This window comes from Sporanaerobium hydrogeniformans (assembly GCF_002735925.1).
Taxonomy (GTDB): domain Bacteria; phylum Bacillota; class Clostridia; order Lachnospirales; family Cellulosilyticaceae; genus Sporanaerobium; species Sporanaerobium hydrogeniformans.
The window spans coordinates 66378-87336 of sequence record NZ_PEDL01000014.1; the positions used below are offsets into that span (position 1 = coordinate 66378).

21 protein-coding genes are annotated in these 20959 nt (G+C 36.7%); 13 read left to right on the forward strand and 8 right to left on the reverse strand.

The features are described 5' to 3' along the window. The first annotated feature begins 21 nt into the window (after positions 1-21). On the forward strand, positions 22-633 hold the full coding sequence (locus tag CS063_RS12395) for a TRAP transporter small permease (RefSeq protein ID WP_180270783.1): 612 nt from the start codon (positions 22-24) through the stop codon (positions 631-633). 2 nt (positions 634-635) lie between these two features. After that, positions 636-1943 carry a TRAP transporter large permease gene (locus tag CS063_RS12400; protein ID WP_099450023.1) on the forward strand — a complete coding sequence of 436 codons (1308 nt, stop codon included), beginning with the start codon at positions 636-638 and terminating at the stop codon, positions 1941-1943. 114 nt (positions 1944-2057) lie between these two features. Here CS063_RS12400 and CS063_RS12405 read toward each other — a convergent pair whose 3' ends face one another. Both CS063_RS12405 and CS063_RS12410 read right to left on the reverse strand, forming a co-directional pair. Then, complete coding sequence (locus CS063_RS12405; protein ID WP_099450024.1) at positions 2058-3179, reverse strand: enolase C-terminal domain-like protein; 1122 nt, start codon at positions 3177-3179, stop codon at positions 2058-2060. A gap of 21 nt (positions 3180-3200) precedes the next feature. Then, complete coding sequence (locus CS063_RS12410; RefSeq protein WP_099450025.1) at positions 3201-3839, reverse strand: GntR family transcriptional regulator; 639 nt, start codon at positions 3837-3839, stop codon at positions 3201-3203. 200 nt (positions 3840-4039) lie between these two features. Between CS063_RS12410 and CS063_RS12415 the strand changes: the two genes are divergently transcribed. The 6 genes from CS063_RS12415 to uxaC are packed head-to-tail and all read left to right on the forward strand — an operon-like array spanning position 4040 to position 9247. Then, the gene (locus tag CS063_RS12415; protein ID WP_099450026.1) at positions 4040-4786 is read left to right on the forward strand and encodes an SDR family NAD(P)-dependent oxidoreductase; all 747 of its coding nucleotides are present in this window, start codon (positions 4040-4042) and stop codon (positions 4784-4786) included. A gap of 49 nt (positions 4787-4835) precedes the next feature. Further along, positions 4836-5501: an RraA family protein gene (locus tag CS063_RS12420; RefSeq protein ID WP_099450027.1), complete on the forward strand. Its 666-nt coding sequence runs from the start codon at positions 4836-4838 to the stop codon at positions 5499-5501. Continuing rightward, positions 5501-5836, forward strand: coding sequence for a UxaA family hydrolase (locus tag CS063_RS12425; protein WP_099450028.1), 336 nt, complete (start codon positions 5501-5503; stop codon positions 5834-5836). The genes CS063_RS12420 and CS063_RS12425 overlap by 1 nt, the downstream gene beginning before the upstream one ends. A gap of 12 nt (positions 5837-5848) precedes the next feature. Continuing rightward, on the forward strand, positions 5849-7057 hold the full coding sequence (locus tag CS063_RS12430) for a UxaA family hydrolase (RefSeq protein WP_099450029.1): 1209 nt from the start codon (positions 5849-5851) through the stop codon (positions 7055-7057). Positions 7058-7071: 14 nt separating this feature from the next. Next, entirely contained in the window at positions 7072-7842 is a 771-nt protein-coding gene (locus CS063_RS12435; protein ID WP_099450030.1) for an SDR family NAD(P)-dependent oxidoreductase, read from the forward strand. A gap of 10 nt (positions 7843-7852) precedes the next feature. After that, complete coding sequence (gene uxaC, locus CS063_RS12440) at positions 7853-9247, forward strand: glucuronate isomerase (protein ID WP_099450031.1); 1395 nt, start codon at positions 7853-7855, stop codon at positions 9245-9247. Positions 9248-9564: 317 nt separating this feature from the next. Here the strand turns inward: uxaC and CS063_RS12445 are convergent, their stop codons facing one another. Then, positions 9565-10104, reverse strand: a complete 540-nt coding sequence (locus CS063_RS12445; protein ID WP_099450032.1) for a DUF1836 domain-containing protein — start codon at positions 10102-10104, stop codon at positions 9565-9567. A 141-nt stretch (positions 10105-10245) separates the two neighbouring features. Here CS063_RS12445 and CS063_RS12450 point away from each other — a divergent pair, with 141 nt between their 5' ends. From CS063_RS12450 to CS063_RS12460, 4 genes are all read left to right on the forward strand, one after another. Beyond that, positions 10246-11106, forward strand: coding sequence for a DegV family protein (locus CS063_RS12450; protein WP_099450033.1), 861 nt, complete (start codon positions 10246-10248; stop codon positions 11104-11106). Between the two features lie 457 nt (positions 11107-11563). Next, positions 11564-11761, forward strand: coding sequence for a cold-shock protein (locus CS063_RS12455; protein WP_099450034.1), 198 nt, complete (start codon positions 11564-11566; stop codon positions 11759-11761). 556 nt (positions 11762-12317) lie between these two features. Continuing rightward, positions 12318-12650, forward strand: a complete 333-nt coding sequence (locus tag CS063_RS17665) for an ATP-binding cassette domain-containing protein (RefSeq protein WP_180270784.1) — start codon at positions 12318-12320, stop codon at positions 12648-12650. Beyond that, positions 12577-14448: a GNAT family N-acetyltransferase gene (locus tag CS063_RS12460; protein ID WP_308415502.1), complete on the forward strand. Its 1872-nt coding sequence runs from the start codon at positions 12577-12579 to the stop codon at positions 14446-14448. The genes CS063_RS17665 and CS063_RS12460 overlap by 74 nt, the downstream gene beginning before the upstream one ends. Positions 14449-14554: 106 nt before the next feature. On the opposite strand, the gene CS063_RS12465 is transcribed toward CS063_RS12460, so the two are convergent. The 4 genes from CS063_RS12465 to CS063_RS12480 all read right to left on the reverse strand — a co-directional run bounded on the left by CS063_RS12465 (position 14555) and on the right by CS063_RS12480 (position 19295). After that, entirely contained in the window at positions 14555-15556 is a 1002-nt protein-coding gene (locus CS063_RS12465) for a peptidyl-prolyl cis-trans isomerase (RefSeq protein WP_099450035.1), read from the reverse strand. 102 nt (positions 15557-15658) lie between these two features. Further along, complete coding sequence (locus CS063_RS12470; protein WP_099450036.1) at positions 15659-17122, reverse strand: sensor histidine kinase; 1464 nt, start codon at positions 17120-17122, stop codon at positions 15659-15661. Then, a complete protein-coding gene (locus CS063_RS12475; protein ID WP_099450037.1) occupies positions 17109-17786 on the reverse strand; it encodes a response regulator transcription factor in 678 nt (225 codons plus the stop codon). Before CS063_RS12475 ends, CS063_RS12470 begins: the two co-directional genes overlap by 14 nt. 216 nt (positions 17787-18002) lie before the next feature. Then, positions 18003-19295 carry a S1C family serine protease gene (locus CS063_RS12480; protein WP_308415503.1) on the reverse strand — a complete coding sequence of 431 codons (1293 nt, stop codon included), beginning with the start codon at positions 19293-19295 and terminating at the stop codon, positions 18003-18005. A 162-nt stretch (positions 19296-19457) separates the two neighbouring features. Between CS063_RS12480 and CS063_RS12485 the strand changes: the two genes are divergently transcribed. Continuing rightward, positions 19458-19769 (forward strand): hypothetical protein, encoded by a 312-nt coding sequence (locus tag CS063_RS12485; RefSeq protein ID WP_099450038.1) that lies wholly within the window; start codon positions 19458-19460, stop codon positions 19767-19769. 62 nt (positions 19770-19831) lie between these two features. Here CS063_RS12485 and CS063_RS12490 read toward each other — a convergent pair whose 3' ends face one another. Continuing rightward, complete coding sequence (locus CS063_RS12490) at positions 19832-20860, reverse strand: superoxide dismutase (RefSeq protein ID WP_099450039.1); 1029 nt, start codon at positions 20858-20860, stop codon at positions 19832-19834. Positions 20861-20959 lie beyond the last annotated feature (99 nt).

Consider the following 20959-nt stretch of genomic DNA (forward strand, 5'->3'; position numbering starts at 1 on the left):
TTTATGATAAGGAGGCGGATTATGAGTAAAAAGGAAAATAAAAATGCCATGCCCCCAAAAGGATGGGATGCAGTAACGAAGTTTTTTGATGCAGTGCATTGGTTATTTATGTCGTTTTGTAAATGTTGTTTTATTTTGATGGTTGCATTAACGAGCTATGTTGTATTTAATCGTTATATTATTAAGAACCCACTTACATGGGGTGAGCCAGTTGTACTTATGTGCATGGTCTATATGTCACTTATTTCAGCAGCTTTAGCTATTCGTAAGGATACCCATATTCGTATGACAGTTATTGACTTTGTTGTACCTAGAAGGGTATCAGATGTACTTAAAGGCTGTGCGCATATAGGGATTACTTTTTTTAGCTGGTTCATGATTATCTATGGTTTTGAGTTTTGTAAAATTGCTGCAAAAAGTACTATGACAGGTGTAGGGATTAAAAATATATGGCTTTATCTATCTGTGCCTATAGCAGGGGTTGCCTTAGCTTTAATGGAGTCTGAACGCCTACTTAATTTTATCAAACGCCGCTTATATCCAGAGTGGGCTAAAGCACAGAATGCTGCCTTAGAAGGACTATCTGTTCAAGAACAAAAAATTGTAGAAGCATTAGAAGGGGAGGGGATCTAATAATGGATACAAATACAATAGCTACCCTCATACTGGTTATTAGTTTTTTTGTTATGATTATTGCTCGTTTTCCCATTGCCTTCGCAATTGGTATTTCAAGTGTTATTACCACAGCTTATCTAGGGCTGTCTCTCCAACAGTTAGTGCAATACATGGTTGGTGGGGTAAATGTATTTAGTTTAATGGCTGTACCATTTTTTATTATCGCTGGTGAGCTTATGGGTGCTGGCGGTATTTCGGATAAGCTCATCAACCTATCTAACTCTATTATTGGCTGGATGCGTGGGGGACTAGCTATGGTAAATATCGTAGCTTCCATGTTTTTTGGGGGGATTTCTGGTTCTTCAACAGCAGATACAGCAAGCTTAGGAACGATTCTTATCCCTATGATGAAGGATGAAGGCTATGATGAAGAATTTGCAACAAACGTTACAATGACTAGTTCTGTTCAAGGACTTTTGATTCCACCTAGTCATAATATGGTAATGTATGCAATGGTAGCAGGTACTGTTTCGGTGGGACGTTTATTCTTAGGAGGCATGATTCCTGGTATTGTTTTAGGGATTGCACTTATGATTTATTCCTATATTATTGCTGTAAAGCGCCATTATCCAAAGGGAGATCCCTTTAGTATTAAAAATGTACTGAAAACATTAGCAGACTCTGTTTGGGGACTTTTAACAGTACTTATCGTAGTGGTGGGGGTAGTTACAGGTTTCTTTACAGCAACGGAAAGTGCAGCCATTGCTGTTGTATGGTCTATGCTTGTAAGCTTCTTTATCTACCGTAAAATTAAAATTCGCGATATGTGGCACATTATGGAACGCTCCCTTAATACACTTGCTATCGTACTTATCTTAATTTCTACTTCTACTGTTTTTGGTAAATTGCTTACTTATCTTCGTATGCCAGAAGCTGTAGCAAATGTCATTTTGGGTATATCGGATAATCCTTATGTTATTATGTTTATCCTTAATGTATTAATGTTAATCTTAGGTACGATCATGGATATGTCAGCTATTATCCTGGTAGCTACTCCTATCTTACTACCTATTGCAACCAGTATCGGTATTGATCCTGTGCACTTTGGAGTAATTATGATTTTAAATCTTGGTATAGGGCTTATTACCCCTCCTGTTGGTGGTACTTTATTCGTGGGTTCTGCTGTATCTGGAGTTAAGATTGAGCGTTTGGTTAAGACATTGTTGCCATTCTATGCCGTAATGGTAATTGTACTCATGTTTATCACCTATGTTCCTGAAATTGTTATGTTCCTACCTAACTTAGTGATGCCAGTACTAACACCATAGACTGGATAAGGCATTTAAGAGAAAAAGCCCTCTGGTAGTTGCCAGAGGGCTTTTTGAAAAAGGAATAGCAAAAAAGGTTACCTATAAAATTATAGGGTAACCTTTTAAAAAAGCTTATTCAGCAATTAATTTTTTGTAAGATACACAGTTTTTATTAATAAGCTCCCAGTCTAGTTCAGCACCTATACCCGGATTTTCTGGTACAGTGATAATGCCTTTTTCATCAATAGGTAAATCTCCTTTCATTGGAAAACGGAAGTTGTCTTCAGGTACAAAATACTCAAAGTATTCGCAGTTGCGAATGGCACAACTTACATGAAGGTTAACAAGGTCCATGAAGTTCATAGTGGTGGTATGAATCTCACAATTAAGTCCAAAGGCTTCTGCCATATGAGCAATTTTGAGGGTACCAGTAATACCGTCCTTCCAACTAACATCAGCCCTTACAATATCAGCAGCACGTTGTGCGATTGCTTGAGCAACACCCCAATGGCAGCCACGAGTTGTTTCAGTTGCAGCAATAGGTAAATCGAGGGTGCGACAAAGTTCGGTATATTTGTAAAGTTCGAAGTCGCGGAAAGGTTCTTCTAGCCAACGGTAGTTTAGTTTTTCGAGTTGACGTCCTACGGCTATAGCTTGGTCTAGGGTATATTCAGCTACTGGGTCGCTCATGAGTTCCATGGTATCGCCAACTGCCTCACGTACTTTTTGATGGACTTCCATATCTAATTTCCAAGGTCCTGGAGGATGTGCCTTGTAAGCACGGATGCCTTTATTTTGGTAATAAAGTGCTTCGTTTACATAGTCTTCTACCTTTTCATGAAATAAACCACTTGCATAAACTGGGAGTGTATTACGGTAAGCACCTATGTATTTATAAAGTGGTAGATTAGCCTTTTTAGCACACATATCCCAAAGAGCAACATCGACAGGACCTGGTAGGTACACTGGGAAAAAGGTAAGGTGGCGATCAATATTCCAAAGCTCATGCCAAATTTTTTCTCGGTCATGAGGGTCTCTGCCTAAGACAACTGGAGCAATCGTATCGTGTAAATAGGCTTCGGTTACAGTGCCACTTCTAGCGGCAAGGCAAGTTGCAAGGCCTTCTGTGCCGTCATCGGCAGTTAATTTAAGTACAACAACATCCCAATCCATAGCGGCACTACCTTGACGCTTTTTGTCAAAGAGACAATTTTTGCGTTCTACCCACCAGGTTTCAAAGCTTATGATTTTCATGGTATTTCCTCCTTTAAATAATTAATTTGCAATAGTTTTTAAAGCAATAATAAGAGATTGGTTTGTGTGCTGGGTAATGGTTTGAGTGATCGCTGAGGTGTCTTCGCTCAGAATAGCTTCGATAATAGCATGGTGCTGCTTGTAAGTATCATCTTTAACTGCGGTACCGCATTTAGAAGAATACATGCCTAAACGATATTGAACCTGCATGAGATTATCGTAGAACTTTATCATGGTTTGATTGCCTGTCACATGAATGAGAAAACGATGGAAGTCTATGTCAAAAGTGAAATATTCTCTATCGTTAGTCAGATTAAGATTTTTAAAACGCTCATCAAAAACAAGTAATTCACTTTTGTCATAGAGTTGGCAAAATTGAGAGGCTACCGTTGATTCGAGTATTTTTCTAACCTGATATATCTCATTAACGTATTGCTTGGTGATAGGGCGTACACACATTCCTTTTCGAGGAAAAACATCTACTAATCCATCATTTTTGAGAGCTAATAGAGCTTCTCTTACAGGAGTACGGCCACAACTTAGTTCTTCGCAAATTTGTTTCTCAAAAAGCGGTTCATTAGGCATGTAGTCACAGTTTTGAATTTTGTCGTGTAAGTAGAGATAGGCACGCTCTGTCATACTTTGTTCTGAGTTTCCCACACAAATACCTCCTTAGCAATAAAGTTTGATTCTTCTAATATATTACATTAAAAAAAATAATGTTTCAAGTCTTTTATTTTCGAATTTTATATTGTATTAAATAGCAGAAAATGATACTATTTCATTAACTGATATATTACAAAAGCAATGAGAGATATTTAATAGGAATAACTTACAAATAACTAATAGGAGGAAGAAAAATGAGTACACTTTTAAAAAGAGTAGGTATTGTAACAGGTGCATCAAGTGGTATTGGCTATGCTGTAGCCAATGTATTAGCAGAAGCAGGAGCGATTGTTTATGCGATTAGTCGAACAGGGAAAGTAAAGGATGAAACGATGCCCGTGCATGAAAATGTACGTCATGTACAGGGAGATGTGTGTGATGACCAAACGATGCAGGCTGTTGTAGATAACATTGTGAAGGAGCACGGCAAATTAGATTTTCTCATTAATAATGCAGGTATTACAGAAAAGCATCGTGCAGAAGCATTTCCTATAGAAGCCTTTGAAAGAATTATGAAAGTTAATGTGCAGAGTGTTTTTCGCCTTTGCCAAATTTGTTATCCTTACTTAAAAAACTCAGAGCATGTAGGACGGATTGTAACCATTAGTAGTATGGCTGCCCACTTAGGTTTTAGTGAAGTGACACCTTATTGTGTTAGTAAGGCAGCAGTCTTAGGTCTTACAAGAGGGCTTTGTGTAGAATGGGCAAATAATAATATAACAGTAAATTCTGTAGCACCTGGTTGGTTCCCAAGTGAAATGAGTAAACAGGTAATGGATGAAGCACGTAAAGCAAAGATTCTTGCACGTATGCCAGTTCATTGTTTTGGTGATACAAGAGATTTAGGGGCAATGGTTCGTTTCTTACTAGAAGATAGTGCCCAATATATTACAGGTCAAGACTTTGCTGTAGATGGTGGCGCACTTGCTTATGGTTTCTAAGAGTAATTAAAAATAATAATAAAAATAGTAGATACAGGGAGAGAGAAAAATGGCACTTTGGAAAAATGAAGATGAAATGTTTGCGTTAATGAAAGAAAAGTTATATACACCAGTAGTAGGAGATATCTTAGATGTAATGGGATACTATCATCAATTTTTGCCTCAAGAAATTCGTCCTTTAAGAGAAGATATGAAGCTTGCAGGTAAAGCGATGACGGTATTAATGATTGATGTGTTTAGTGAACAAAAGAAACCTTTTGGACTATTGACAGAGGCTCTTGATCAGTTAGATAAAAATGAAGTTTATATTGCAACTGGTGGTACAAAACGTTGTGCATACTGGGGTGAGCTTCTTACAGCAACCTCACGTACACGTGGAGCAGTAGGTGCTGTGGTGAATGGTTGGCACCGTGATACACCACAGGTGCTTGAACAAAACTGGCCAGTATTTAGCTGTGGCTGCTATGCACAAGATTCTTCTGTGCGTACACAAGTAGTAGACTTCCGTTGCCCTATTGAAATTGGACAGGTAACAATTCATGATGGCGACCTCATTTTCGGCGATGTGGATGGTGTGCTTGTTATCCCTAAAGGGATAGCCACTGAAGTTATTGAAAAATCTCTTGAAAAAGCAGTTGGCGAAAAAGTTGTTCGTAAAGCTATTGAAGGTGGTATGACAGCTACAGAAGCTTTCGCTAAGTTTGGGATTTTATAATGAGTAGACCTTTTGTTTTTCAGATAGCCCATACAGACAATGTAGCAACAGCACTAGCCGAAGTGAAAAAAGGTGAAATTGTAGGTATGCGTGGGGATTCAGATTTAAGAGAGCTTATAGCAACAACGGATATACCAAAAGGGCATAAAATAGCTATAAGGACTATAGCTAAGGAGGAACCTATCCTCAAATATGGCGTAGTTATCGGTAAGGCAACAGAAGTTATTAACAAGGGTAGTTGGGTACACCTACATTGTATGTGTAGTATCTATGATGAACGTTCGTCACATTTAGATGTACATACGGGTGCACCTTGTGATATTGACTATGAATAAGGGGGAGACCAGATGGAAGAATTAACTTGGAAGGGTTATGCTCGAAAAGATGGTCGCAAGGGCATTCGCAACCGTTTACTTGTCATTTATACGGTGGAATGCGCTAACTTTGTAGCCAAACAGATTGCTCAAAGGGCTCAGCATATTGATGTGGAATGCGTTGGATTTTCAGGATGCACAGATAATGAATATGCTGTACGTATGTTGATTTCCCTTATTCGTCATCCCAATGTAGGGGGTGTACTTTGCGTAGGACTTGGCTGTGAATATGTTCAGCCAGAGCGTTTAGCCAAGGTAGCTAGAGAGGCAGGTAAAGAAGCAGACTGGTTCTTTATCCAAGAAGTGGGTGGAACAGAAGCGAGCATTACAAAAGGGATTTTAAGTGTGCAAAATATGCTAGAGGTTATGCAGAATGTACCTAGAGTAGATATGCGTTTTAAAGATTTAATAATTGGGGCCGAATGTGGAGGCAGTGACTACACCAGTGGTTTAGCAGGTAATGTGGTAGTAGGAAGACTGTATGATGATCTTGTGCAAGCAGGTGGAACGGCGATATTTGAAGAAATTGTTGAGGCCATTGGTCTTGTGGAGCTTCTAACAAATCGTGCAGCTACTAAGAAGGCAAAGGAAGAGCTTCAAATAACTTATGATAAAGCATTAGAGTACTGTAAGTCTGTAAGGCAATACTCAGTAAGTCCTGGTAATTTTGCAGGAGGGCTTTCTACTATAGAAGAAAAAAGTATGGGAGCGGTAATTAAAAGTGGTTCTGAACCGATTCAAGGTGTGCTTAAAGTAAGTGAAGTCCCAAGAAGAGAGGGGTTATGGCTTCTTGATAGTACACCGGATCCCTACTGGATGCAATTTGGAATTACTAATCCTAATGACAATGAAGGTCTTATGGCACTTCTTAGTACGGGGTGTCACCTACTTTTTCTCATAACAGGACGTGGGAATGTAGTAGGATCGGCTGTCTCGCCAGTCATTAAAATTACGGGTAATAGTGATACCTACGCCCATATGGAAGAGGATATGGATTTTGATGCAGGACGGGTGTTAAATGGACTTTGCACTCAGAGTGAACTTTGTGAGGATTTAAAGAAAATGGTGATAGATGTAGCTTCGGGTAAAATGACTAAAAGTGAAAAGCTAGGCCATAAAGAGTATTTTATTCCTTATAAATACCAACAAAAAGGCGTGATTAAGCGCTGTGACATAGAATAGAGGAGGAAAACAAAATGTTTACAACTGAGAAATTATTTTCTCTAGAAGGGCAAATAGCGATTGTTACGGGGGGTTCTACAGGTCTAGGACTTGCTATTACCCGTTGCCTTATTGGAGCAGGAGCACGTGTAGCGGTACTTAGTTTAGAAGAACCAAGTTTAGCAGAAGGAGCTTTAGCGGAGTTTGGTGATAAGGCAGTTTACTATCAATATAATGTAACAGATACCGACAAAGCACAAGAGATGGTAGATAAGGTTATAGCCGAACAAGGTAATGTAAGTATTCTTATTAATAATGCAGGAAATCATTGCAAAAAGCCGATTGAAGAGATGACAGTAGAAGACTATTGTAGTGTATTAAACGTTCACTTAGTAGGAGCTTTTGCACTGACTAAAGCCCTAGTACCACATATGAAACAAAATAAAAAGGGAAGCATTATCTTTCAAGCAAGTATGACAAGCTATATTGGTCAGCCAGCAGTAGCAGGTTATGCCACAGCTAAAGCAGGTTACCTTGGACTTGTGCATACACTAGCTACAGAATGTGGACCAGATAATGTGCGCGTCAATGCCATTGCACCAGGTTGGATTGATACACCTATGTTCCGCAAGGCAACAGATAATGATGCACCACGTCTTAATAAAATCCTTGGACGTATCCCTATGAATAAGGTAGGAGATCCTATGGATATTGGTATGGCAGCAGTTTTCCTTTGTACGGATGCAGCAAAATATATTACAGGTTCTTGCCTTCCAGTAGATGGTGGCGCCCTTATTGGATTTTAGGAGGTGAGTTATGTTTAATGAAGAGCTTTTTTTGACAAATGAAACAAGTAAACATCTTTATCATACTTACGCAGAAAAACTACCCATTATTGATTATCACTGCCATCTATTAGCAAAAGAAATTTATGAGGATAAAGAATTTGAAGATCTAGGAGAAATGTGGCTTGCACATGATCACTACAAATGGCGTGCTATGCGTACCTTTGGTATTGATGAGCGTTTTATCACAGGAGATGCCTCCTATTACGAAAAGTTTATGGCCTTTGCAGCTATTGTGCCTCAGCTTATTGGAAATCCTATCTATATTTGGTGTGCATTAGAACTTAAGCGTTACTTCGGTATTGAGGAGCCTCTTTCTGCTAAAAATGCAGAAGCCTTATATAATAAAACGAAAGCTCTTATCAAAGAAAAGCACATGACACCCAGTTGGTGCATGCAGGTATCTAACGTAGAAGTAGCTAGTACCACAGAAGACCCAGCAGACAGTTTAGAATATCATCATAAATTGATGAAGGATTCTCGTTATACAACACGCATCTTATCAGCTTATAGACCAGACAAAGCTTTTTATTGTGAAAAGGCTAGCTTTTCACCTTATCTTCCTGTGCTAGGAAAGGCAGCAAACCAAGAAATCATCTCTTTTGCTACCTTAATGGATGCCTTAGAAACACGTCTCCTTGCTTTTAAAGAAATTGGAACCATGATTTCTGATGCTGGTATCGAGAGCTTTACATGGGCTGAGGCAAGTGAAGAGGAAGTTGAGACCATTTTTCAGAAGGCGGTGAGAGGTGAAAAGCTTACAGCTCATGAAGAAGCTCAGTATAAAACAGCCTTTCTTTTAGGGATGGCAGAACTTTACCATAAACATGGTTTTGTCATGCAACTTCATATTGGAACCTATCAAGGGGCTAATAAGAGTAAGGAAGCTACTATCGGAGTGGCTACAGGCTTTGACTGCACCGATGACAATACGGCGGTACAAAGTGTAGGTGCTCTTTTGGATACTCTTACCAAGCGTGGTACTTTGCCTAAAACGATTTTGTATCCTCTTAATGCAGTACAAATCGAAACCTTTGCCATTTTAGCTGCTGCCTTTTGTGAGGGTGGAACGAGGGCAAAAGTACAGCTTGGTGCACCTTGGTGGTTTAATGATCAAGCCTATGGGATTAACCGTCAATTTGAGGCTATTGCAAATCTATATCCTATCAGTTTATCTGTAGGGATGCTAACAGATAGTCGCAGCTTTTTAAGCTACCCACGTCACGAGCTCTATCGCCGTGTACTTTGCAATTATTTAGGTATATTGGTAGAACGTGGGGAATACTTTTCAGATGAAGAAGAGCTAGCAGAAGTAGTTCACAATATTTGTTATGCCAATGCTAAAGAATACTTTGGACTTGAATGATTAAGAGCGTTCAATAAAGATTTATTAAAAAATATCCCCTAAATCTTATTTTTCTAGAAGATTTAGGGGATATTTCTTAATAGAACATAAGATGCTCTATAAATAGACGGCTATACCGAACAAAGAATGCTTTGTTCTATTCTAAGAGACAGGCATATCTCTGCGTGGAAGCCTGTATCATTGGTAGATAGATTAATGACGCTATTATTTGAAAATCAGCATAAAAAATACGGTCAAGTCGTCGTAGTTCTTTGCCACTGTGAAATTCTTTGATTTATATGGTTAGTTGCTGCTTGATTTCGTATTGTTTTAAAAGGCTATAGAGTATTTAGAAGCTGTTGATATTGAATATATTTTTGGATATAAAGTTTATTGCAAAAAGCAAGTACGGTGCTACGGATAAGTCTAGTTTGATCGGTTTTCTTACTTGCAATGTGAGGCATAGGAATTCCGTTAGGCGAAAAAGTAGCTTGAATACAATTTTCTAGATCGGTGCAAAAGTAGTCATAGGCTACGTGTATAGGATAAGTTTCTATCTGTATTTTAATTAAGGCACAAATCTCATGAATACTAAGCATTTTTTTGAAAACACACACAACGATTAAATACATCATATGATTTTTAGAATATTTTTTGTTGGTAGAAGGAGATACAATACCTTGTTGTACATAATTATTAATCATAGCATTGGTAAGGATTTTATCATCCTCATCTAAATAAAAGGGGGTAAGAATTTCACTAATAAATAAAATGACTTGGTCTACATAGAGGTCGATAGTAGGCAACTCGTTATATCTGGGGCAATGAAATTCTAAAATATTGGTTACAAAAGTAGATTCTTCAAAAATAGTTTGCATAATAACCTCCTATTATTTTGAATGTAGCATACTATTTATAGAGTGTCAATAATTTAAAAAATGATTTGACATTATAAGGGGAATGATTTAATATAGTATTAAAAACTATATTAAATCATTTTTGGATTTACAGGAGGGCTTATGAATAAAGAAAAGATTGCTATTATGGTAGATTCATGTACAGATGTACCTAAGGAGTATCGTGAAAAATATAATATGTATGTTATCCCTCTAATGATTATTTACAAAGATAAAGAGTATTATGATGGGATAGATATTACACCAGAAGATGTTTACGCACGCTTTGCCAAGGAGATTCCTTCAACCTCCCTTCCAAGTCCAGAAATCACATACAATACCTTTAAAAAGATTCAAGCAGATGGCTATAAAAAGGTAATCGTCATTTCTATTTCTAGTGGACTCAGTAATACGTATAGCATGGTTTCAAGTACTGCTAAAGAACTTGAAGAGCTTGAGATTTGTGTGATTGATACAAAGAATATTGGAATAGGTGCTGGGTTTAGTGCTATTATGGCGGGAGAGCTTATTGAGAAGGGTTTGGATTTTAAAACAGTTTGCCAAAAGGTACAAGAAAATGTAGAGCATACTAGAATTTATTTCTGTGTCTCCACCCTTGAATATCTAAAAAAAGGTGGACGAATTGGGTTAGTAACCTCTATTTTAGGAACAGCTCTTGACTTAAAGCCAATTATTTCTTGTAATGAAGAGGGAGTTTATTACACAGTAGCAAAGGTAAGAGGTAGGGTAAAATCTCTTAAAAAGGCACAGGAGTTAGCTGTAAATATGGCTAAGAATTATGAGAAGTATAATATCACTATCATGCATGGTAATGCTAAGGAAGAAGCAGATAAGATTGCCGAAGAGCTTAAGACATTACTTCCAGGTGTTAATGTTTGTGTGGAAGGACAAATTACGCCAGCACTTATTGTGCATACAGGTCCTGGTCTTATAGGAATTGGCGTGCAACGTGTGAATTGGTAAAATCATTTTTGCCTCATTGAGGTATAATAGACTTAATGAATGAAATATAAGTATTGTTCCAGCAGTTACTCGTAAAATAAAGGGGTACGTCAAAAAAGAGGGACTTATCTATTTTACGAAAGATACTCATGCATCTGAATACTTAGAAATATGAGAGGGATGCAAGCTTCCAATTACACATTATGTAAAAAAACCAAATAAATGCCTTGGCAGCTATGCCAATGTGCCAAGTAGAACTTATAAATGGGTAAGTGAAAATTCTTATAGATTCTTAAGTCAATCATGTGAATCAGGCTTGACAATAAGCCTTGTGTAGACTATACTAATAAAGTAATTGGTATATTGTTTATAGATTTCACATGTTATTAGAGATTATATAAATAACTCCATATAATCTGTAGTAATATGTGAATTTTTATTTACAACAACTACAAAATTCGCATAAGGAGGTACCGGCATGACAGGTACAGTTAAATGGTTTAACGCAGAAAAAGGTTTTGGATTTATTTCTAGAGAAGGTGGAGATGATGTATTCGTACATTTCTCAGCTATCCAAGGTGATGGATTTAAATCTCTTGAAGAAGGACAAACAGTAAATTTTGAAATTACTAAAGGTCCTCGTGGCGCTCAAGCTGAAAATGTAACAAAAGCATAATTTTTATGACCTTTAGAAGGGCTACTGTAAAGGTGATTATTTAATCACACTTATAGTAGCTTTTTTGTTTTTGATGAAAAGCTGTATAAGAGAGTGTAGTAATATTATTTTCTAGCTATATTTACTTGAAAGTATATAAAAAATGATATATAATAACGCTAATAATTTTAAGAAAAGGAGAAAGAAATGAAGACAATCTTAGCTTAAAAAAACGAAACTTTTGTTTAATAAAATAAGAGGCAATACCTTATTTTGTTATGCAAAAAATAAGTTAAGCTAAGAGCATTCCTATGTCTTTGTTTTCTTTTTTTATAGGATATAAAAGAACCTATGAAGTCCTAGCCATTAAGCAGTAGGAGCTTAAAATATTAAGCAATCACTGCTTAAAGCAGTTGAGTAAAAACTAGGGGACTACTAAAGAATATAAAATGAGAAGACTGTAAGTGAACGGAATGTTCATTTACAGTCTTTTTTAGATAATAAGGGATAAAGGCTTTTTAAACAGGCTTAACTTCAGAGTATAACGAAATAAATAGCCTTATTTTGAGGTGAAGAAATGAAGGTACTTGTACAAGCTAATAAACTTTATAAGGAATATGGTGACTTTAGTATTTTAAGAGGTATAGATTTTGAATTGAAAGAAGGAGAAAGGGTTGGCTTGGTAGGAAGCAATGGAGCTGGTAAAACTACGCTAGCTAAATTATTAACAGGGGAATTAGAGGAGACAAGTGGAAGGATTACTTGGTTTAAAAAGAGGGCGAGTGTGCTTTATTTAGAACAAGCAGCTGAGTATAGCGATTTAAAAGTTAACTTGAGTGGTGGAGAAAAAACAAGAGCCCTTCTTCAAAAAATTTTTTTTACAAAAAGGAGACTTACTCATACTAGATGAACCTACCAACCACTTAGATAGTGAAGGAATAAAATGGTTACTTCGTACTTTGAGAGGAAGGAGTGAAGCTATTCTTATTATCTCTCATGATAGGTACTTTTTAGACCAATGTGTTAACCGAGTTGTTGAAATAGAAGAAGGCAAGCTGAAGAGTTATGAAGGAAATTATAGCTTTTACCGCAAAGAAAAGCAAAAGCAATTTGAAGATAAGTTACATGCTTACTATGAACAAGAAAAGATAAAGGCTTGTATTCAAAATCAAATTACAGAACTTAAAAACTGGTCAGGCAAAGCACATAGGGAGGCAGCAGCAAAGGCTATCAAAATGGGAAATAAAATGGGGGGTAAACAGTATAATAGGGCGAAAGCAAAAAGAATGGACCAGCAGGTAAAGTCTCGTATTAAAAGATTAGAAAAAATAAATAGAGAAGGTCTCCAAAAACCAAAGGAGGAGAGTACTGTTTACTTTGAAATCCAAAAGGCAAGTAAGACAGGGGCGGTTCTCTTAGAAGCGAAAGATATAGGAAAGAGTTATGGAGCCAAATGCCTTTTCGAAAAAAGCTCTTTCTATATAAAAAGAGGAGAAAAAATAGGATTATATGGACCTAATGGTTGTGGCAAGTCTACTTTAATTAAGGCACTCCTAAAAGAAATAGATATAGAGGGAAGGCTTTATTATAATTTGCATACACGAATAGGCTATATTAGTCAAGAAGTTATTGACTTAGATGAAAGGAAGACGGTATTAGATCTCTTTAAAATGCCTACGAGGCAGGAGCAAAGTAAATTACGCTCAGAGTTATGTCAGCTAGGCTTTAAGAGAGAAGATTTAATGAAAAAGATAGGTAGTTTAAGCTTAGGTGAGCGTATGAAACTCAAGCTTCTTTTGATGATTCATGAAGGATGTGAAATGCTTATTTTAGATGAACCGACAAATCACATTGATTTACATGTGAGGGAACGTTTAGAAGAAGCTTTAAAAGCTTATCAAGGTACTATTCTCTTAGTAACTCATGATCGCTATATGCTAGAGGCTGTTTGTGATAAGATGCTTATTTTTGAAAATAAACAGATTAAGCGCTATGAGTATAACTTGATAGGATATGAAGAAAAGCAAGAGGAGTTAAAAAAATTAAGGATAGGGGTACTTAAGAAGCGAGCTAAGCAAAGACAAGAAGAATTATTACGTCAAGAAAATCGTTTAGCTTATGTAATTGGTGCTTTAGCACAAGTAAATAAAGAAATTTTAACTTATAAAATACTAGAAAAGGAATATGAGGAATTAATGATTTTAAAAAGACAACAAACAGAGCCCTATTATTATCGTTTAGTTGATACAGAGGATCAAGGATTCTTAGAGGATATTCTTTATGAAGCAATTTTTGTAGAAGAAGGAGAGCAAGTACCCAGAGATATTGTTTATAAGCCAGAGGTGTATAAATATGTTGCTGATTGGGGACAAAAAGGTGATTTAGGTTATGCACTTGTGGATAAAAACACACATCAAGGAATAGGTGCTGTATGGATTCGATTTTTTGACTATAATAATAAGGGATATGCTTATATAAGAGACGATATTCCTGAACTTGGGGTAGCTATTTTACCACCTTATAGAGGTAGAGGGTTAGGAACGAAACTTATTGCTTATTTTTTAAAAAAGCTTCCGCTAGAGGTATCATCAGTTAGTTTAAGTGTAGATAATCGTAATCCAGCTAAAAGGCTTTATGAACGTTTAGGCTTTAAGTCATATAGCCAAGATATGCATCATACGATTATGCTTTATTCAAGAGAGCCATAAAATAGTAAATTAGATAAAAAGAAACTGCTCATCTATCCAATTATTCTATAAATAAACTCATTCAGGGGATTATAGAATTAAGAATAGAGAGCAGTTTTTCGTTATATTATTTAAGTGCTTCCTTATAGATTTCTACTGGAATTTCAGTACGGAGAGACTCAAGATAGGCATCTAATTTATCTGCAGCCTTTTGAGATTCAAGAGAGTTTTGAATACTTGCTTTTACTTCTTCAAGTGGTTGAGTAACAGCTTCGGATTGAATATCTGTTACTTTGATAAGATGCCAGCCAAAAGCACTTTTGACAGGTTCAGAAACTTCACCCTCTTTAAGTTTTTTAGCACCTGCTAAAAAATCAGGGTCATAGTTAGGGGCGTCATAGGCAACAAAGCCAAGAGCTCCACCTGTATCTTTTGTACTATCTGTGTTATGTTTAGCAGCGAGCTCTTCAAAAGTAGAACTACCATTGTCATAGGCAGCTTTAGCTTCCTTAGCAGCTTCTTCTGTTTCAAGAAGAACATGGGCCATTTGAGCGCCTGGAGAAGTAGTAAAGGAGCCTTTATTTTCATTGTAGTAAGCTTGGATTTCATCATCTGTTACTGTTACATCAGCGGTTTGCTGTTCTACCATTTTAGAAATAAGAAGATCTTTTTTAATGTTTTCTTTTAAAGCTTCTAAAGTAAGATTTTTACTTTTTAGAGCATCATTAAAAGCCTCTTCTGAGTCGAAACCTGCTTTGGTGCTTTCAAGTTCTGCGTTTATATCTTCCTCTGAAACCTCTAATTTAAGTGCTTCTGCCTTTTGAAGAAGTAGTTCAGCATCTACAAGGAAGTCAACAATCTCTTGCTTTTGCTGTTCATAATAAGCAAGTGCTTCCTGGTTACTAGAGTAATCAGCTCCAAATTGCCACTGCATCATGGAATCAAGATAAGCTAATTGTTCATCATAGCGTTCCCTAGGGATTTCAACCTTGCCAACTTTGGCAATAGTAGTAGTAGGAGTAGTAGTAGAAGGAGTTGAAGAAACGTTTTCTTTTCCATTACAAGCTACAGTACTTAATGTGAGAAGTGTAAGTAGACCAATGGCTACTATTTTTTTGAAGATTTTCATTATACGTCCAACTTTCTTTTGAATTTAAGCCCTTTGTAACATGAGATATAGCAAAAGACTTTTATTATTATAGCAGATAAATGTGATGAATACGTGAAAGTGCTATAAGTTTTTCACAATAGGAAGTTCAAACCAAAAGGTACTTCCTTTACCCTCTTCACTTATGACACCATAAAGTGCGTGGTGGCTTTCAAGTATAGAGCGAACAATCGATAATCCTAAGCCTGTTCCTACAAAAGCACGTTTATGTGTTTTGTCTACTTTATAGTACCTATCCCAAATGTACGGAAGATTTTCTTTTGCAATACCTATACCCGTATCAATGATTTCGATACGTACTGCTTCAGCTTTAATGATCTGATTAACAGATACTGTTTTATCCTCACCCGTATAGTTAATGGCATTATTAATAAGGTTATAAAGTACTTGAGAGAGCCTAAGTGCATCTGCACTGACCCATACATCTTGCTTATAAGAGAAATGAAAGATGTAACCTTCCTGTTCTCTAAGACGGGTATAGCGGCTTAAGATATCATGAATGGAAGCTGTAAGGTTAAAGGTAGTAGGCTGCAAGACTTGCGTTTTTGCTTGGAGCTTAGAGAGGTCTAACATATCATTAACTAATTCGGTAAGGCGCTTTCCTTCATCAATGATAACTTGGGTATTTTCAGGTGTATTTTCACCAGGCAAATCACGCATAACCTCGGCATAACCTGTAATGAGTGTAAGCGGTGTGCGTAAGTCATGAGAAACATTAGCAAGTAATTCTTGTCTAAAATGCTCTGTTTTAGAAAGTTCTTCATTGGCATAGTTGAGTGTTTCAGCTAATTCAGAAATTTCTTTATAGCTTCCGCCTTCAAAATACGAGGTATAGTTCCCTTTGGCAAGTTCTTTAGCTGAATTATTAATTCTAATAATAGGTTTAGCAATTTTCTTAGAAATAAACCAAGCTAACAAAAAAGCCATAAAAAGAAGTATGACTGTAACGTAAATAAGCTGAGTCCGCAGGGTGTATACTGTAGCATCTACGGGTGAAATAGTGGCATTAATCATCACTACATTGGCAGAGGTATTTGTTTTTTGAATAACTTTTGTATAAAGGACACTTTCTAGCTGGCGCTTTTGAGGTTTAGGCATAGTACGACTATAATTTTTTATTTGTGGGCTACCACTTTCGATAAGTTTATAGTCTATCTTGCGTATATCTTCCCCGCCTTTTCTTAAAGCATTTTGGATAAAGCGAAGATAATCCTCGGCAGTCATATGGCTAAAAATAGAGTCAGCTGAATTATTAATAGAGTGAACGATATAGCCGGTTTCATCGGTGATAAGGAAGGCTAAATCTTTCTCATCTGCGATTGTTTCTAGTATACTTTCTAAATGAGAGTTATTAATATTTTTGGCTACGCGTGTACCTGCATTTTCAATTTCTTTAAGCTTAATGCGCTTATAAAAGCTTTCTAAAAAAACCACTTGAAACAGCCATAGAATAATAAGGAGTAGAGCTACAAAGAGAGATAGATAACTAAAAAGCTGCCATTTAATTCCCCATTTAGTGTGTTTCAAAGCGATATCCCACTCCCCTCAAGGTCACGATGCGTTCTGCGTGCTTACCTAGGCTTTTGCGAAGTAATTTGATGTGTGTATCTAAGGTGCGATCATCACCGTAGTAATCATAGCCCCATACGTTGGTAATAAGACTTTCCCGAGTAAGGGCAATACCTCTGTTTTTAGCCATATAAAAGAGTAAATCATATTCTTTTGGGGTTAAGTCTACAATCTTGCCATTAATGGTTACAAGACGTGCATCAAAGTCGATTTTAAGGTCACCAAAGCTCACTTCATTTTTAATGGCAGTAGGGGAAGTTTGTGTGCTTCTTTTGATAATGGCATGAACGCGCATCATAAGTTCCTTGGGCGAAAAAGGTTTAACGACATAATCATCCACTCCTATTTCGAAACCATGGATTTTATCGTATTCTTCCCCACGAGCAGATAACATTAATACGGGGGTGGTGCTCAATTTACGTATTTCTTTACAAGTAGAAAAGCCATCTAGCTCAGGCATCATGACATCTAAAATAATGAGATCAAAGGTTTCTTTTTTGCACATTTCAATGGCTTCCATCCCATTTGAAGCTTCCTTTACTGTATGACCTTCAAATAGAGCATACTTTTTTATAAGTTCTCGAATCATGCTTTCATCATCTACTATTAAAAGGTTAAACATTTTTTATCACCTCTTTATCATTTGCTTTATTTTAGCATATTTATACAAGATTCCATAGGTTTAGTATAAAGTAAGTATGTGATAACTATGTGATTGAAGGGTGAGAAAAATTTCATATTAAAGAACAAATAAGGAAGTCCTATAAAGCGTAAACTTTTAGGGCTTCCTTAAATAAAGAGAGGTAATATATTTAAAAGGGGATGGCAATGAAGGGAATTAATTAGAAGGATTAGATTCTTTAAGTACAGGTTCTAAGGTCATTTCTTCTCTATCTCTTAAGATTTTAACCTTTAGTTTGTCACCTACCTTGTGTTCAAGGATTGCTTTTTTGAGTTCAGTAGTACTAGTAATTTGGGTGTCATTAACACTTAAGATACAGTCACCTACTTTAAAGCCTGCCTTATCAGCAGCAGAATCTAAACTTACTTGAGCAACATAGACACCTGTTTGGTTAACACGATACATCATAGCCTCTTGAGCAGTAGTTATATCTAAGAGAGAAACACCAAGGGCAGGACGACCAGTTACATAACCATGAGCGATAAGTTCGTCAACAACAGTTTTTACATCGTTAGAAGGGATTGCAAAGCCAAGACCTTCGATATCTGAACCAGAAGATTTAGCAACGACAAGACCAATGAGTTCTCCACCATCATTGAATAGGCCACCACCTGAATTACCAGGGTTGATAGCAGCATTTGTTTGAAGGAGATTCATGGTTTCACCATCGATAGTAATTTCACGATCAAGAGCACTGATAATTCCATCTGTTACGGTGCCACCGAGTTCGCCAAGAGGGTTACCTATAGCAACAGCAAGCTCTCCAACTGCTAGTTTATCAGAGTTACCAAAGGTAACAGGAACAAGATTTTTTGCTTCTATTTTAATAACTGCAATGTCAGTTGTAGGGTCAGTACCAATAAGCTTTGCTTCATAGGTTTCACCATTTTTAAGACGAACATTTATTTTATTAGAGCCACTTATAACATGGTTATTAGTCATGATATAGCCATCATTGGTAATAATAACGCCACTTCCTGCACCTTGTGAGATATATTGTTCAAGACGTCTACCTGTTACCATGACTTCGGTTGTGATTTCTACAACAGAGTTTCCGTTAAGGTTGGCAATCTCGGTAACGGATAAGGCCTTACCACTCGTTCGAGAAGCTGTTTGTACAACCGTATCATTTTGAGAGGAGGAGACAGAGGGAGTAGTATTTAAGGTAGAATGAGGATTTGCAAACTGTCCGACTGCATAGCCACCTCCAAAGCCAAAGGCTGTAAGGGTAAGCATAGAAAGCATGAGAGCAATAGGTTTTTTTATGCTGTGTTTTTTAGAAGAAGAATGAGTGATAATGATCTCAGGTTCCTTCAATTCTTTTGAGTGATCAATGTAAGAGCTGTCATCTTCTGAGGAAGTGTAGGCACTGTTCATTTCTAAAGGTGCATTTTCCTCAATAGGGTTAAATGGGATGTATTTGTCAAAAGGGTCTTTATTATCAAACATAATGATTACCTCCTAGAATGATTATGATTTATAGTTATAAGATAAACACATTATGTGATAACTAAGTGAAAACAAACTGAAAAGAGACTGAAAAATAAAATAAGATAGTGTATAATAAAATAAAAAGAATCAAGAATTTTATTAAGGAAAAGGTGTAATCATATGTTAAATTCAACATTTATAGAGACGACCCTTGAATATCGCTGTATCAAAAGGGAGGAAGATATAGATTATTTCATAGAAACGGATAATTATCCTATTCATTTGGAATTAGACTTACCGTACTTATCACGTATTCAATTTCCAAAATCCCGTGCTATTCTTGTTCGCACAACACCAAACAGTAGGTGGGTAACAATACATGTTTTACGTAACGTAGATTTATATTCGAGTTTTGCAAATTTTGAAGTAGAATTAGGTAAAGGACCCCTTCATATAGAATATAAAGGAGGGTGCATAGAGGTAAGACGATAAAGAAGGGATGACTCATAACTTCGGTGAGAGAAGTGATAGAGCATCCCTTGTTTATTCGTGTTTTATTGAGAAATTTCCCTAGAAAGGGCTTCATCATAAAGTTCACTTGCTTTTTCCCAGTTCACTACATTAAACCAGTTATCAATATAGTTACCACGTTGATTTTGATGTTTAAGGTAATAGGCATGTTCCCAAAGGTCAAGGACGATAAGTGGTTTTAAGCCGAGAGGAAGGGGCGTATTTTGGTTAGCTGTTGCCACAATAAGAAGTTTGCCATTGGCATCTGTAACAAGCCAAACCCAACCAGAACCAAAGACACTAAGAGCAACTTGCTTAAACAAGAAGCGCCAATCCATTATACTTCCAAAGTCTCGGTTAATGGCACATCTTAGGTTGGATTGAGGTAATTGCTTAGATTTAGGGGATAAATTTTTCCAAAAGAAGCTATGGTTGTAGTTACCACCAGCAGTATCAGTAACAGTAGAACGTATCTGGGCAGGGAGTGTATCACTGGAAGTTAAAAGCTCTTCTAGGGTATAAGCATTCAATTCAGGATAGCCCACTAAGGCATTATTTAGGTCAGAGATATATTTTTGATGGTGCTTAGTATAGTGTATTTTCATAGTTTCAGTATCGATAAAAGGTTCTAAAGCACTGTAATCGTAATTTAGTGGAGGAAGTATAAAATGCCCTTGGGCATCTTTGTTACCAAGTGTAGGGGTAGAGAGTATGGCATCTGTTGAAAATTTAGGACCAGCATAACTGGAGGAACCTTCTAGATAGAGAGGTCTTGTATAAATGATGTAAGGTGTTTCACCACCTGCCCCAACATAGTTAATGGATCCATAAGGATTAGTTGATACAACTACATTGGTACTTTGAAGAGTGGGTGGAGGAGTACTCGCTTCATTAAGAGGAGTCTGAGAGGTATAAGCATTGGTAGGGCCGTTGTTGCAAGTAGGACAAGGTGCTAAATCCTGAAGGTCAGTACGTGGATTGATTATATGAGAAGTACTAGGAGTACGAACGTAAGAATGATGGCGCTTAGAAGCTGTCAGTGATAAAAGTGCTAGAGAGGCGAGTTTGTTCATAAAAAAATTCCTTTCGCTAGTAAAATAATATTATATAATATGAAAGAGGGTTTGTTAATTGTTCTGAATTATTGTAAATTTTGTAAAAATTTAACTTTT

Bases quoted from the DNA above. Each gene is read 5' to 3' on its own strand.
- CS063_RS12485 (WP_099450038.1), top strand. From the start codon at position 19,458: ATGTTAAATTCAACATTTATAGAGACGACCCTTGAATATCGCTGTATC.
- CS063_RS12405 (WP_099450024.1), bottom strand. From the start codon at position 3,179: ATGAAAATCATAAGCTTTGAAACCTGGTGGGTAGAACGCAAAAATTGT.
- CS063_RS12465 (WP_099450035.1), bottom strand. From the start codon at position 15,556: ATGAAAATCTTCAAAAAAATAGTAGCCATTGGTCTACTTACACTTCTC.
- CS063_RS12480 (WP_308415503.1), bottom strand. From the start codon at position 19,295: ATGTTTGATAATAAAGACCCTTTTGACAAATACATCCCATTTAACCCT.
- CS063_RS12450 (WP_099450033.1), top strand. From the start codon at position 10,246: ATGAATAAAGAAAAGATTGCTATTATGGTAGATTCATGTACAGATGTA.
- CS063_RS12420 (WP_099450027.1), top strand. From the start codon at position 4,836: ATGGCACTTTGGAAAAATGAAGATGAAATGTTTGCGTTAATGAAAGAA.
- CS063_RS12395 (WP_180270783.1), top strand. From the start codon at position 22: ATGAGTAAAAAGGAAAATAAAAATGCCATGCCCCCAAAAGGATGGGAT.
- CS063_RS12430 (WP_099450029.1), top strand. From the start codon at position 5,849: ATGGAAGAATTAACTTGGAAGGGTTATGCTCGAAAAGATGGTCGCAAG.
- CS063_RS12415 (WP_099450026.1), top strand. From the start codon at position 4,040: ATGAGTACACTTTTAAAAAGAGTAGGTATTGTAACAGGTGCATCAAGT.
- CS063_RS12435 (WP_099450030.1), top strand. From the start codon at position 7,072: ATGTTTACAACTGAGAAATTATTTTCTCTAGAAGGGCAAATAGCGATT.
- CS063_RS17665 (WP_180270784.1), top strand. From the start codon at position 12,318: ATGAAGGTACTTGTACAAGCTAATAAACTTTATAAGGAATATGGTGAC.
- CS063_RS12400 (WP_099450023.1), top strand. From the start codon at position 636: ATGGATACAAATACAATAGCTACCCTCATACTGGTTATTAGTTTTTTT.
- CS063_RS12490 (WP_099450039.1), bottom strand. From the start codon at position 20,860: ATGAACAAACTCGCCTCTCTAGCACTTTTATCACTGACAGCTTCTAAG.
- CS063_RS12475 (WP_099450037.1), bottom strand. From the start codon at position 17,786: ATGTTTAACCTTTTAATAGTAGATGATGAAAGCATGATTCGAGAACTT.
- CS063_RS12425 (WP_099450028.1), top strand. From the start codon at position 5,501: ATGAGTAGACCTTTTGTTTTTCAGATAGCCCATACAGACAATGTAGCA.
- CS063_RS12445 (WP_099450032.1), bottom strand. From the start codon at position 10,104: ATGCAAACTATTTTTGAAGAATCTACTTTTGTAACCAATATTTTAGAA.
- uxaC (WP_099450031.1), top strand. From the start codon at position 7,853: ATGTTTAATGAAGAGCTTTTTTTGACAAATGAAACAAGTAAACATCTT.
- CS063_RS12455 (WP_099450034.1), top strand. From the start codon at position 11,564: ATGACAGGTACAGTTAAATGGTTTAACGCAGAAAAAGGTTTTGGATTT.